Origin of the sequence: Streptomyces cyaneofuscatus, from assembly GCF_042718795.1 — a bacterium.
Taxonomy (GTDB): Bacteria; Actinomycetota; Actinomycetes; order Streptomycetales; family Streptomycetaceae; genus Streptomyces; species Streptomyces cyaneofuscatus_A.
On record NZ_JBHXOX010000028.1, the window covers coordinates 25,265 to 37,713 of the forward strand.

The 12,449-nt window shown below is 73.4% G+C and carries 10 protein-coding genes; 4 read left to right on the plus strand and 6 right to left on the minus strand.

Annotated elements, in window-relative coordinates; translation table 11 throughout:
- Window positions 1–92: 92 nt before the first annotated feature.
- Both ACFWRT_RS28585 and ACFWRT_RS28590 read right to left on the minus strand, forming a co-directional pair.
- On the minus strand, window positions 93–854 hold the full coding sequence (locus tag ACFWRT_RS28585; RefSeq protein WP_380953327.1) for a DeoR/GlpR family DNA-binding transcription regulator: 762 nt from the start codon (window positions 852–854) through the stop codon (window positions 93–95).
- Between the two features lie 272 nt (window positions 855–1,126).
- Window positions 1,127–2,464, minus strand: a complete 1,338-nt coding sequence (locus tag ACFWRT_RS28590) for a radical SAM protein (RefSeq protein WP_380953326.1) — start codon at window positions 2,462–2,464, stop codon at window positions 1,127–1,129.
- 242 nt (window positions 2,465–2,706) lie between these two features.
- Here ACFWRT_RS28590 and ACFWRT_RS28595 point away from each other — a divergent pair, with 242 nt between their 5' ends.
- Window positions 2,707–3,399, plus strand: coding sequence for a response regulator (locus ACFWRT_RS28595; RefSeq protein ID WP_380953325.1), 693 nt, complete (start codon window positions 2,707–2,709; stop codon window positions 3,397–3,399).
- A 43-nt stretch (window positions 3,400–3,442) separates the two neighbouring features.
- Here the strand turns inward: ACFWRT_RS28595 and ACFWRT_RS28600 are convergent, their stop codons facing one another.
- Complete coding sequence (locus tag ACFWRT_RS28600) at window positions 3,443–5,200, minus strand: sensor histidine kinase (protein WP_380953324.1); 1,758 nt, start codon at window positions 5,198–5,200, stop codon at window positions 3,443–3,445.
- A gap of 219 nt (window positions 5,201–5,419) precedes the next feature.
- Between ACFWRT_RS28600 and ACFWRT_RS28605 the strand changes: the two genes are divergently transcribed.
- Window positions 5,420–6,415: an Acg family FMN-binding oxidoreductase gene (locus tag ACFWRT_RS28605; protein ID WP_380953323.1), complete on the plus strand. Its 996-nt coding sequence runs from the start codon at window positions 5,420–5,422 to the stop codon at window positions 6,413–6,415.
- Between the two features lie 68 nt (window positions 6,416–6,483).
- On the opposite strand, the gene ACFWRT_RS28610 is transcribed toward ACFWRT_RS28605, so the two are convergent.
- Window positions 6,484–7,392: a universal stress protein gene (locus ACFWRT_RS28610; protein ID WP_380953322.1), complete on the minus strand. Its 909-nt coding sequence runs from the start codon at window positions 7,390–7,392 to the stop codon at window positions 6,484–6,486.
- A gap of 264 nt (window positions 7,393–7,656) precedes the next feature.
- On the opposite strand from ACFWRT_RS28610, the gene ACFWRT_RS28615 reads away from it, so the two are divergent.
- Window positions 7,657–8,574: a universal stress protein gene (locus ACFWRT_RS28615; protein ID WP_380953321.1), complete on the plus strand. Its 918-nt coding sequence runs from the start codon at window positions 7,657–7,659 to the stop codon at window positions 8,572–8,574.
- Between the two features lie 52 nt (window positions 8,575–8,626).
- Here the strand turns inward: ACFWRT_RS28615 and ACFWRT_RS28620 are convergent, their stop codons facing one another.
- Window positions 8,627–9,304 carry a helix-turn-helix domain-containing protein gene (locus tag ACFWRT_RS28620; RefSeq protein WP_380953320.1) on the minus strand — a complete coding sequence of 226 codons (678 nt, stop codon included), beginning with the start codon at window positions 9,302–9,304 and terminating at the stop codon, window positions 8,627–8,629.
- Between the two features lie 247 nt (window positions 9,305–9,551).
- On the opposite strand from ACFWRT_RS28620, the gene ACFWRT_RS28625 reads away from it, so the two are divergent.
- Entirely contained in the window at window positions 9,552–10,652 is a 1,101-nt protein-coding gene (locus ACFWRT_RS28625) for an alpha/beta hydrolase-fold protein (RefSeq protein ID WP_380953319.1), read from the plus strand.
- A gap of 69 nt (window positions 10,653–10,721) precedes the next feature.
- On the opposite strand, the gene ACFWRT_RS28630 is transcribed toward ACFWRT_RS28625, so the two are convergent.
- Window positions 10,722–12,428, minus strand: a complete 1,707-nt coding sequence (locus ACFWRT_RS28630; protein WP_380953359.1) for an ABC transporter ATP-binding protein — start codon at window positions 12,426–12,428, stop codon at window positions 10,722–10,724.
- Between the last annotated feature and the right edge of the window lie 21 nt (window positions 12,429–12,449).

Here is a 12,449-nt window from a genome sequence, read left to right on the forward strand (position 1 = left end):
GAACGAACCGCGCCCCGACGGGGGGCGGGGCGCGGTGGTCTCAGGGGTGGTGCGGCCGGCACGGGAGCGGGACCGGGACCGGGGACGGTCGGTCAGACGCGGATGACCTGGGGGCCCATGAGGGAGTAGCGCTGGGCCTCGGCCGAGGAGAGCCCCGCGTCGGTGACGATCGCCTCGAAGTCGCCGACACCGGCGAACCGGCAGAAGCTCACGGCGCCGAACTTGGCGTGGATCCCGGCGAAGACCCGGCGCCGGGAGCTGCGCATGGCCTGGGCCTTGACCTCGCTGACGGCCGGGTCGGGGGTGGTGAGGCCGTACTCGCGGGAGATGCCGTTGGCACCGACGTACGCCAGGTCGATGACGAAGCCGGCGAGCATCTTGGAGGCCCAGTGGTCGACGGTGGCCATCGTGGAGCCGCGCACCCGGCCGCCGAGCAGCAGGACGGAGATCTTCTCGGCGTCGGCGAGGACGGTGGCGACGGCCAGGGACGCCGTGACCACGGTCAGCGGCCGGTCCCGGGGGAACGCCTCGGCGACGAGCTGGGGGGTGAAGCCCTCGTCGACGAAGACGGTCTCGGCGTCCCCGAGCAGATCGGCGGCGGCAGCAGCGATCCGCGACTTCTGCGGGACGTTGCGGGTGGTGCGGACCGCGAGCGTGGTCTCGTACCCCGCCGACTCCACGGGGTAGGCGCCGCCGTGGGTCCGGCGGAGGAGACCGTGCTCCTCCAGTACGTGCAGATCGCGGCGGACGGTCTCCTTGGCCACCTTGAACACCACCGCCAGGGCGTTCACCTCGACCGATCCGTCCCGTCGGGCGGTGTCGAGAATTCCTCTGCGGCGTTCGTCGGTGTCCACGACACACATCCCTGGCTCTTGCGGTGGCACTGTTCAGGCGGCGACCCGGTCCGTTCGGGCCCATGTGACGTTTTTACAAGCAGGGTCACCCGCTCGACCAGGCTCTTCGCCGGATTCCCTCTGCCCGTTCCTGCCCGTTTCCCCCGGCGTACCGCCGCTGGTCACACCCGTACCACCGGGCTTTCCGGGCGCTCGCGGTGTCCGCTCCGCCGGGTGTCGTGCCCGATCCGTGCCCGATCGCGGGGAACGGTGCCCGTTCCCCGCGGAGCGGGTCAGGCGACGGGCTCCTCCTCCAGGCCTTCGAGGCTGTCCATGAAGGAGCTGACCGAGAAGACCGCGCGGCCGGGTCCGGCGGGGCCGTAGCCGGGCGGGGAGTTGAGGCCGAACTCCTCCAGCGTCGCCCGGTAGGCCTGGAGCAGGCGGATGTGGTATTCCAGCGGCGCGCCCAGCGGGTTGGCCTTGCCGAGCGGGGTGGTGGGCTCGGGGCACCACGTGGTGAAGCGCGGCACGACCCCGTTCGACATGAAGAACCGCAGCCCCTCGGTGGTCGAGTCGATGGCCTCGCTCACCTTGGTGAAGCCGAAGGGCTCGGCCATCTCGATGCCGGCCACGAAGTTGGGGATGACGTTGCGCGGCCCGAACACCTCGGCGGACTCCAGGATCCGGCGGTGCCACTCGTCGCGGCCGACGTACCGCTCCTTGCCGGGGCAGTGGAGCTGGAAGAGGCGGCGGTCCCACACCTCGAAGTTGGGGTGGTAGATACGGATGCCGTAGTCGTGGAAGCGCTGCACGTCCTCGCGGGGCAGCGCCTGGGCCACCACCTTGCCGGTCCAGCGGCCGGGGAAGCGCTCCTCGATGGCCTTGGCGTAGTGCCCGTAGAAGTCGGCCTCGTCGCGTCCGGCGACCTGGGAGGTGATGGAGCCGCCGGTGAGGGTGTAGGCGCGGGAGACGCCGGCGGTGTCGTACCGGTCGATGATCTCCAGCGCCTCCAGCACCTCCTCGACCGGCTTGACCCCGGTGTACGGGCGGCCGGCCGCCTTGTGCTGGCGCCAGTTGTGGTTGATGTCGCAGAACTGGCACTCCTCCTTGGCGCCGAAGTACTGGCAGACCCGGAAGACCGTCAGGTAGATGAGGTAGCCCCACTGGATGGTCGGGGCGACCTCCATGACGGACTTGCCGTTGGAGAGCTGGTGGCGGTAGTACTCCGGCATCGGCGGCAGCCCGACGTCCGCGATCCGCGCCCCGTCCAGGTAGAGGCCGAGCGTGCCGTCCTCGCCGCCGCGCACGACGTACGGGGAGTCGGGGTTGACCCGCACCGACACCACCGTGCGGCGCAGGTCGTAAGGACCACCGGTGAGGACGACCTCCTCCGGCGGCCGGTTGAGCGCGGCGGCGCCGAGCTCGGGCAGGGTGCGGTGGTCGAAGGAGAAGATGAAGTACGACTTCGGCTTCACGTCACCGGTGGCGCCGCCGATGGAGCCGCTGAGCGCGGACTCGTCGAAGGCCATGCCGCCGCGCAGCAGGTCCTCCTTGATGACGGCTTCCCGGGGCACCTCGGGGAAACGCCCCATCAGGTCCTCGACCAGTGCCGTACGACTGCTGCTCGGCATGTACGCGAACCTCCGTAGTCACCCCACCGCAACGGCGCGCGCACGGGTGGGCAGGTCTTGTCCAGTCAGCTGGCAAGCCTACGCCAACGCCTTCGGCCACCCGCATTGACCAGCGGAGAACGGATCCAGGGGGCCCTTCGGCGACGACCCTGGGACAATACGGGGAGAACGGGGCCGCCGAGGCCCGACCCCGTCGAAAGCCCTGGCCGAACGCCCGACGAGCCGACCACCGGGGGCCGCACATGTCCGGAACGCCGACCGCCGCAGCCGGAGACCCGATCCGGGTCTTCCTGCTGGACGACCACGAGGTCGTACGCCGCGGGCTGCACGATCTCCTGGGGGCCGAGCCGGGCCTGGAGGTCGTCGGAGAGGCGTCCACGGCCGCCCAGGCGCTGGCCCGCGGCCCCGCGCTGCGGCCCGATGTGGCGGTCCTCGACGTCCGGCTGCCCGACGGGGACGGCATCACGGTCTGCCGGGAGCTGCGCTCGCGGATGCCGGAGCTGGCCTGTCTGATGCTGACGTCCTTCGACGACGAGGACGCCCTGCTGGACGCGATCATGGCCGGTGCGGCCGGATACGTACTCAAGCAGATCAACGGGTCGGACCTGGTCTCGGCCGTACGGACGGTGGCGACGGGTCAGTCGATGCTGGACCCGGCGACGACGGCCCGGCTCATGCGCACCCTGCGCGCCCCCGAGCCGTCCGGTCCGGTGGAGGACGAGCGGCTGTCGGTCCTGTCGGAGCGGGAGCGGTCCGTGCTCGACCTCATCGGCGAAGGGCTGACCAACCGGCAGATCGCGGGGCGGCTCTACCTCTCCGAGAAGACCGTGAAGAACCACATCTCCCGGCTGCTCGGGAAGCTCGGGGTGGAGCGCCGGGTCCAGGCGGCCGTCATCGCGACGGAGGTACGGGAGCACGGGCAGCGGGAGGGGTGAGGTGGGGGGTGAGGTGGGGGCGCTCCAGGGGCGGGGGTCGCGGTCACCCGGGTGTCCCGTACGCCCCTCCCCCGCGTCCCGTGGGCAGCGGGACCCGCCACTCCAGTACGGTGCCGCCGCGCGGGGCCGGGCCCCGCTCGACGGACAGGGTGCCGCCCAGCCGCTCGGCCCGTTCGGTCAGGTTCCGCAGGCCGCTGCCCCGGGCACCCTCCGGGAGGCCGGTGCCGTCGTCGGTCGCGGTCACCGTCAGCACGCCGTCCTCGGCGGCGACCGACACCTCCGCCGCCGTGGCCCCCGCATGCCGGGCGATGTTGCTCAGGGCCTCCACGATCACCGCGACCACCTGGTCCGCCACGTCCTGGGGCACGTCAGTGTCGATCAGCCCCTCCATCCGCAGCGCGGGAGCGAACGCGAGGGCGGGCGCGGCGGTGTCCACCGCCTGGACGACCCGGGTCCTGAGCCCCGGGGCGTCTCCGGTCGGCCCGTGCTCGCGGAGCCCGAAGATGGTGGAGCGGATGATCTTGATGGTGGTGTCGAGGTCGTCGATGGCGCGGCCGAGCCGCTCGGCCGCTTCCGGGTGTTCGACGAACGGGCGGGCGCTCTGCAGGGTCATCCCGGTGGCGAACAGCCGCTGAATCGCGAGGTCGTGCAGGTCACGGGCGATCCGGTCCCGGTCCTCCAGGAGGCTCACCTGCTCGGCGGCGCGGCGGCGCTCGGCCAGTTCGAGCGCCAGCGCGGCCTGTCCGGCGAAGCCCGGCAGCGAGGCGATCTCCGGTCCGGCGAACGGCGGGCCGCCCCGGAGCCGGGCGAGGATGAGGACGCCGCTCAGCTTCTCCTTGGTCCCCACGACGACGGCCACCGCGGGCCCGAATCCGTCCCAGCGCTCCGGCCGTACGGTGATCCGGGGATCGTTCCCCACATCGGGGACGGTGATGAGCGCGTCGGCGGAGAGCGTGGCCCCGGCGAGGGTGCCCCGGGTGGTCGGCAGCACCAGGCCGCGATGGGCCCCGGCCTTCTCCCCGTGGGCGAGCGAACCGCTCAGTTCGCCGTCCGGCTCCACGAGGTGGAAGACGCCCAGGTCGGCACCGGCGATGTCCACGGCCCGGGCCAGCATTCCCTCCAGGACCTCCGACTCCGCCGAGCCGGAGAGCAGCGCGCTGGTGAAGTCGGAGCTCGCGGCGAGCCACCGCTCCCGCAGCCGCCCCTCCTCGTAGAGGCGGGCGTTCTCGATGGCGATGCCCGCCGCGACCGCCAGGGTGGAGACGACGGCCTCGTCCTCCGCGTCGAAGTCGGCCCCACCGCGCTTCTCGGTGAGGTAGAGGTTGCCGAACACCTCCTCGCGGACCCTGATGGGCACACCGAGGAAGGTGCGCATCGGCGGGTGGTGGGGCGGGAAGCCGTACGAGGTCGGGTGGTCCGAGAGCTCAGCCAGCCGCAGCGGCTCCGGGTGCCGGATCAGCTCGCCGAGGAGCCCGTGGCCGGAGGGGAGGCCGCCGATCCGTTCCCGTACCTCGTCGCTGATGCCGATGGGGAGGAACTCGGCGAGCTTCTGGTCGTCGCCGATCACGCCCAGCGCCCCGTACTCGGCGTCGACCAGCACGACCGCCGCCTCGATGATCCCCCGGAGCACCTGGGGCAGGGCGAGCTCCTGGCCCACGGACATGACGGCCTCCAGCAGGCCGTTGAGCCGGTCGCGGGTGCCCCGGGCCTCGTCGATACGGCCCTGGAGCTCATCGAGCAGCTCGTCGAGTCTCAGGCGCGGGAGCCTGGCCCGTGGGGCCTCGCGGTCATCCCCGCCCATGGATACCTCCGACGGCGTCGAGGGTCGGACCGCTCGCGTCCGCGTCCTCCCAACGTAGCCGCCGCACCGCACCGCCTCATGTCGAGCCGTGCGTGCTCGGCGTGGTCCCTGGGTGCTCAAAGGGGCCCCGTTCGGACCGTGGGCAGGGCCGTTCGGCCCCTGCTGCGCGGTGCCTGCCCGGCGGGACGCTGGAGCCGAGGGAGCACCGGAGAGGAAGCCATGCCCACCACCGACCATCTCGTGGAGACCGTGACCTCGCTGGTCGAGGACGCCGTCACCGCCCCGTCCATGCACAACGCCCAGCCCTGGAGGTTCGTCCATCGCACGGGCACCTGGGTTCTCGCCCTGTACGGCGACCCGTCGCGCTCGCTGCCGGCCGGTGACCCGGACGGGCGCGGGCTGCACCTGGGATGCGGGGCCGCCCTGTTCAATCTGCGGGTGTCCGCCGCCCACCACGGGTGGGACACCGCCATCGAGCTGCTGCCCGATCCCCGCGACCCCTGGCACCTGGCCGATGTCGTACTCCAGGAGCCCGATCCGGCGGGCCCGGGCCCGGACCCGGCGGACCTGTTCCCCGCCCTGCGGCAGCGGCACACCAGCCGCTTCCCCTTCTCCGACGAGCGGATCCCGGGGGAGATCGTCGACGGGCTCCGCGGTGCCGCCCTCCTGGAGGGGTGCCGGCTGATCGTGCCGGGGTCCTGGCACTCGGACGCCGTCCTGGACCTGGTGCGCGACGCCGCGCTCTTCGAGTCGGCCGACGCCGCGCTGCGCGAGGAGATCGCCTCCTGGACCCGTACGGGCAAGGCCGGGGAGGGGCCGGCCACCGAGGGCATACCGTCGTACGCCCTCGGCCCCCGGCAGTACGGGGTGAGCGCCCCCGCCCGGGACTTCGACGCACCGCGCGACCTGCCCGGCCGGGCCGTCGCCGCCTTCGAGACGCGGCCGCAGATCGCGCTCCTGGGCACGATGGACGACTCCCCGGCCGACTGGCTGCGGGCGGGGCAGGCCATGGAGCGCGTACTCCTGCAGGCCACCCTCGACGGGCTGTCGACCTCGCTGATGTCGCAGCCCCTGGAATGGCCCGAACTCCGCGCGCTGACCCGCGAGCCCGGCTCCCTGACCGGCTTCGTCCACATGGTGTTCCGGTTCGGCTACGGCCCGCGGGGAGTGGCCACGCCACGGCGGCCGGTCGGTGAGGTTCTGACCGTGGAATGAAGCGTGGAACGAAATGAAGCGTGGAGTGAGCCGTGGAGCAGGGCTTCGTTCAGCCGCCGTCGCTTCGTTCAGCCGCCGTCGCCGTCCGTCGCCGCGTAGCCGGGCGGGACGATCTGGACGGGGCAGTGCCCGTGGTGCAGCAGGGCGTGGGCCACCCGGCCCAGCGCGGAACCGTCCCCGATCACCCGGTGCCTGGCGCCCATGACCAGCAGGTCGGTGATGGACGTGGCCTCGACGAGGATTCCGGGCACGCTGGTCCCGGTCTCGACGTCGTGGGTGACGGTGAGGCCGGGGTAGCTCGTGCGTATCCGGTCGGCCATGGCGGCCGTCTCGTGCACCTTCTCCTCGGTGATCTCCCCGATGCTGTCGAGCATGGTGGTGAACCGGCCGACGTAGGTCAGCACATTGCTGACGCTCAGCAGCCGCAGCGACGCGTTGCGGACGCGCGCCTCGGCGGCGGCGGTCAGCAGCCAGTCGAGGTCGGACGTGCCGTGCACGGCCGCCGTGACCACCCCGGTCGCCGCCCGGTCGGGCTCGCCCCGTACGACGATCACCGGCACCTCGGTGCGCGCGGCCACGCCCAGTCCGACGGAACCGAGCGTCAGTGAGGCGAAGCCGCCGAGCCCCCTGCTACCCACCACGATCGTGCCCCGGTCGCCGGCCGCCGCGTGCAGTGAGGCCACCGCGTCGCCACGGCTGAGCTCCTTCGTCACGACGAGGTCCGGGTACGCCTCCCGTACGGCGTCGGCGGTCTCGGCCAGCACGTCGCTCGCCGCGTCCCACAGGGCCTGGAGGGTCTCGGCCGACGTGAGGACGGAGCGCCCCTCGAGGTCGGCGGCGTGGACGATCGTGAGCGGCTGCCCACGGAGGTCCGCCTCGGCGGCTGCCCACAGGGCGGCTGTCCTGGCCGGCGGGGACGCGTCGACTCCGACGACGACGGCGTCGAGTTCCGCGGGGTCGGGAAGGTCGCTGGTCATGGCTCCTCCTCGGGGGTGGCCGGGGGGTCGGGGTGGCCGGGGGGGGCGGGGTGGCCCCGGAGGGGCGGGGTGGTCTGAGGGATCAGGGTGGCCCCGGGGGCTCAGGGGCTGCCCCTCCACGGTCGCACCGGAGCACCACCCCGGTGCATGGGCCCTTCGGCCCCGATCCGGCCCTCTCGGACCCTCGCCCGGCGGGCGCCGCCCCGGGGAGGCTGGACGCGGGGTTCCGCACCCGGAGCCCCGCGCACCGAGGAGGCCCTGGCCATGACCCCCCACGTCACCGTCGGAATGGACGAGTCCCCCGAGAGCCTGGCGGCCGCGCTGTGGGCCGCGGAGGAGGCCTCCCTGCTCGACGTCCCGCTCCACCTCATCCATGTGGAGGAGTGGCCGGTCACCGCGGAGGTGCCGGTGCTCTCCGCCGAATCACTGGTCGAGCGGTACGGGACCCTGCTGCACGCCACCGCCGACCGGGTCAGGGACGACCGGCCCGGCCTCGACGTGACCACCGAGATGGCCCGCGGCCGTGCCCCCGCCGAACTGACCGACGCCGCGAACGAGGCCGAGGTGACCGTGCTGGGGTCGCGCGGGCTCGGCGGTGTCGTCGGCTTCCTGATCGGCTCGGTCTCGCTCGCCGTCGTCGGCCGGGCGCGGCGGCCGGTGGTACTCGTACGGTCGGGTGCGTCCTCGTCCGGGGCGGGCTCCGACGACGCCGGCTCAGAAGACGCCGGCCCCGGAGCCGCCGACTCCGGAAACGTCGGCTCCGGCATCGTCCTGGGCGTCGACATCGAGCAGCCGTGCGACCCGCTGCTCGCCTTCGCCTTCGGTGAGGCCGCGCGCAGGGACGAGGAACTGCGGATCCTCCACAGCTGGTCCCCGTCCCCGGCCTACGGGCACACCGCGATCCTCGACCCGGCCGTCGGCAGCGGCCTCGGCCGGAAGGCCACCGAGGGGCTGGCCGGGATGGTGCGGCCCTGGCGGTCCAAGTTCCCGGCCGTCCGGGTGACGGAGCAGGCGGTGGTCGGGCCGGCGGCGGCCGCGCTCGTCGACGCGTCCCGGAGCGCCGGTCTGCTGGTCGTAGGGCGGCGCAGCCGGCGCTCCCCGGTGGGCCCGCACCTCGGCCATGTCGCGCACGCCGTGATCCACCACAGCCCGGCGCCGGTCGCCGTCGTCCCCTTCGAGTGACCCGCGCCCGCCGTCCCACCCGTCGCGGCCGCCCCGCCCGGTGTCACCGGGTTCAGCCGGCGTCCCCCGGGGCGTCGTCCACGACGATCCTGCGCCCGGTGATGCGGCGGGGCACGAGGACCATGACGTGCTCACGCCCTTCCCCCGCCCAGGGGGCCGAGTACGCCGTCTCCCTGAGCCGACGCGCCTCGTCCTCGTCCTCCACGACGCGTACGGTTCCCACCAGCAGGACGCTCCAGCCCTTGCTGAAGGCGTCGTCGATGTGGTCGGTCTCGAACGCGATCCGCGTGCCGGCCGCTCCGGCGAGCGGGGAGCTGTCCCCCGTACTGAACATGACCTCGCCGTCGACCACCTGGTAGTTCACCGGCAGGACGACCGGCCCGTCGCCGTCGTTCAGCGCCACCCGCCCCACGCCGTGGTCACCGAGCAGGGCCCGGCATTCGGTCTCGTCGAGTTCGGCCATCCGGGCCCCCCGGGCCGCCCGGCCGAGCCCGGCCGGCAGGTCCACCGTCCCGCCGGTCAGCTCCTGGACGGTTGTCTCCAGGGCGTCGGCGAGCCGGAGCAGGAAGCCGATGGTGGGGGTCGCGGACTGCTCCTCCACGTACTGGATGTAGCCGGGTGCGGCGCCCGCCCTCAGCGCCACGTCCTGCCGGGACAGGTCGAGCTGGAGGCGACGCGCCGCGACGCGTCGGCCGATGTCGCCTCTCGCCGTGTGCGGTGGTCGGTCCATCGTGAGGCCCTTCTGCTCGTCTGCTCGTCTGCTTGTGGGGGCGGGGCTCCGCACGCCCACGCTAGCGAGAGCCCGTACGGCTCGCAGCGCGGAACGCCCCAGGGCCGGAGCGCCCCTGGAGTGGAGAGGATCTCCGGGTTAGGCTCGCCTTACCCAGAGCGAACCCCCTCCCTTCTCACCAGGAGACGTTCATGCGCCTGCTCACCCGGCTCCCGGCCCACGGCCTCCCCGGCCTCCCCGGTCGGCCATGACCGCCCCCGAAGCAGCCGACGCCGAGAGCCCCTTCGCCGCCTTCGGGCTTCCCGGCAAGCCCGGCACCGACGCGTTCTGGACCGCGGCGCGGGCGCCCTGCTCGGTCCCCGCCGACGACGGCTGGCTGACGCTGTTCCTCTGGCGGGGGTCTCCCGCCGACCTCGACTTCGAGAGCTGGTCGGGGCCCCTCCCCCTGCGGCGGTGGGCCGCCACGGACTGCTGGTACGCCGAGGTGCCCATGCCCGCCCGGCTGCGGGTGACCTACCGGTTCCTCGTGGGCGGCGAGGGCCACGCCGATCCGCTCAACCCGGCCGGGGCGGGCGGCGACCGCTCCATCGCCGCGACCCCGGACGCCCCGCCCCAGCCGCACTGGCCCGCCCTCGGCCCGGACGACATCCTGCCCCTCCCCGACACCCGGCTGCGGTGGAGCAGCGAGCGGCTCGGCGGGCGGCGGACCGTGCGCGTCCACCCGGTCGCGGGCGGCGGGCCGGTGGTCCTGCTGCTCGACGGGGACGACTGGCTGTACCTGCACCCGGCGATGACCGCGTTCGACTCCGCCGTGGCCGCCGGCGAGCTGGAACCCGTCACGCTGGTCTTCCTCCCGGCCAAGGACCGGGAGGCCGAGTTCGCCTGCCGCCCCGAGCTGTGGGAGGCGGTCCGGGACGAACTGCTGCCGCTGGTGGCCGGATCCGGGGTACGGGCCGACCTGGACCGGCTGGTGGTCGCGGGGCAGAGCCTGGGCGGGCTGAGCGCGCTGTACGCGGCGCTGGAGTTCCCGGAGCTGGTCTCCCGTATCGCCTGCCAGTCGGGGTCGTTCTGGTGGGCGCCCGGCGCCGAGGGGTCGGCGGACCCGCTGGGCGGTCCCGTCGGCGGGAGTATGGCCGAACTCCTGCTCCGGGGGCCGGACTTGTCCTCGCTACGCTGTGCGTTCGACGTGGGGGAGCACGAGAGAAGGATGCTGCCCCACTGCGAGCTGGCCGAGTCGCTCACCGAGCGGGCCGGGGCGACGGTGCGGGTCTCGCGGTCCGCGTCGGACCACGACCGGGCGGGCTGGCGGCAGGCCCTGCTGAGGGATGTCGCCTGGGCGCTGGGCTGAGCACCGGCGGGAGGGCGAGGACCGGCGGGGCGAGGACCGGCGGGGGCGGCGACCGCCCCCGCCGGTGGCTCACCGGGCCACGGCCAGGCAGTACGCCTCGTCGCCCGCGAGCAGGTTGCGGTGGGTGTCCTCGGCGGTGATGACCCCGTCGTCCAGGACGAGCACGCGGTCCGCCGCGTCCAGGAGCGCCGGGCTGCTGGTGATCACGAGCGTGGTGCGGCCCCGGCGCAGTTTGGCGATGTTGCGGGCGATGAGCTGCTCGGTGACCGCGTCGACGGCGGTGGTCGGGTTGTGCAGGACCAGGACGTCGGTGTCGGCGGCCAGCGCACGGGCCAGGGAGAGCCGCTGGCGCTGCCCGCCGGAGAGGTTCGCCCCCCGGTCGCGGACCGCGTAGTCGAGCCCGTCGCGGTGGAGGGCGACGACATCGGTCAGCATGGACGCCTCGACGGCCTCGGGGAGCGTACGGCTGCTGCCCGAAGGGTCGATGTTCGTCCGGAGGGTGCCGCCGAAGATCTCCGCGTCGTACGGGTTGACCAGCAGGGTTTCACGGACGGCCTCGACCGACAGGTCCGCGAGCTCCTGCCCGCCGAGCCGGACCACTCCCTCGTACGCGGGTGGCGCGGCGTTCACGGCGAGTACGGCGACGAGGTCGGCCGCCGCGCGCGGCTGGTAGGGGGCGATCGCCACGAACTCCCCGGCGGCCACGGTGAACTTCAGCCCGCGCAGGGTGCCGTGGCGGACGCCGTCGACCTCCAGGTCACCGCCCGGTGCCGGCCGTTCGGGGCCCGGGACCGTCACCGGCGGGGCGGAGAGCACCAGCGCCATGCGCTCGGCGGAGGCGCGGGCGATCATCACGTACTTGGGCATCTCCGAGAACATCTTCAGCGGTTCCATGATGAACTGCGCGAGGCCCACGGCCATGACCAGTTCACCGATGGAGATCCGGCCCTCGAACGCCAGCCAGCCCGCCGTCAGCGAGACGGCGGCGGCGAGGACCGCGTTGAGGGCCAGCGCGGTGCCCGCGTACGCGCCGTTCACCTTGGCGACGGTGATCGCCTGCCGCTTGGCGTCGGTGCTGACCCTGCGGTAGGAGCCGAACGCCGCGTGGTTGCCGCCGAAGCCGTGGAGCGGGCGCAGGCCGATGATGAGGTCGGCGACCTTGGCCCCGGCCCGCGCCACCTTGGCCTGCTGCTCCTGGGTGCTGGAGCCGATCCGCTGGGACATCACCGCGAGGATCGACAGGATGCCGACGGTCCCCACGATCACCAGCAGGCCGAGCCGTATGTCGGCCAGGCTCAGCGCGACCGCGGCGACGACCACCGCGACCAGGGAGCTGACCAGCAGCGGCACCACCTCGATGATGTCGGCGGTCTGGTCGGCGTCCTCGGTGGCGATGGTGAGGATCTCGCCGGACTTCAGCCCGTCCACATCGTCCCTGGCCACCGGCTGGAGCCCGCAGGCGGCCACCTGGACCCGCCAGCGGTGCGCCTCGGTCGTGTTGGCCTTCTGGAGCACCCGCATACCGAACCGCCACGACAGCGAGACCGTCGTGATGATCACGGCGAGCGAGCCGATCGACAGCCCGAGCGAGCCGAGGCTCCGGTCCTGCATCGTGTGCTCGACGATCAGCCCGAGCGCGATGGGGAACGCGGTCTCCGCCGCCTGGTACAGGCCCATGAGGACCGTACCCGCGATCATGGCGCCGATGTTGCGGCGCAGAGCGGTCCGCAGGATGGCGGCCCCCGGGCGGGACCGCTGCGTGTCAGTTGTCATCAGGCGTGTCAGTTTTCATCAGCC

Bases quoted from the DNA above. Each gene is read 5' to 3' on its own strand.
- ACFWRT_RS28590 (WP_380953326.1), bottom strand. From the start codon at position 2,464: ATGCCGAGCAGCAGTCGTACGGCACTGGTCGAGGACCTGATGGGGCGT.
- ACFWRT_RS28595 (WP_380953325.1), top strand. From the start codon at position 2,707: ATGTCCGGAACGCCGACCGCCGCAGCCGGAGACCCGATCCGGGTCTTC.
- ACFWRT_RS28600 (WP_380953324.1), bottom strand. From the start codon at position 5,200: ATGGGCGGGGATGACCGCGAGGCCCCACGGGCCAGGCTCCCGCGCCTG.
- ACFWRT_RS28605 (WP_380953323.1), top strand. From the start codon at position 5,420: ATGCCCACCACCGACCATCTCGTGGAGACCGTGACCTCGCTGGTCGAG.
- ACFWRT_RS28610 (WP_380953322.1), bottom strand. From the start codon at position 7,392: ATGACCAGCGACCTTCCCGACCCCGCGGAACTCGACGCCGTCGTCGTC.
- ACFWRT_RS28615 (WP_380953321.1), top strand. From the start codon at position 7,657: ATGACCCCCCACGTCACCGTCGGAATGGACGAGTCCCCCGAGAGCCTG.
- ACFWRT_RS28620 (WP_380953320.1), bottom strand. From the start codon at position 9,304: ATGGACCGACCACCGCACACGGCGAGAGGCGACATCGGCCGACGCGTC.
- ACFWRT_RS28625 (WP_380953319.1), top strand. From the start codon at position 9,552: ATGACCGCCCCCGAAGCAGCCGACGCCGAGAGCCCCTTCGCCGCCTTC.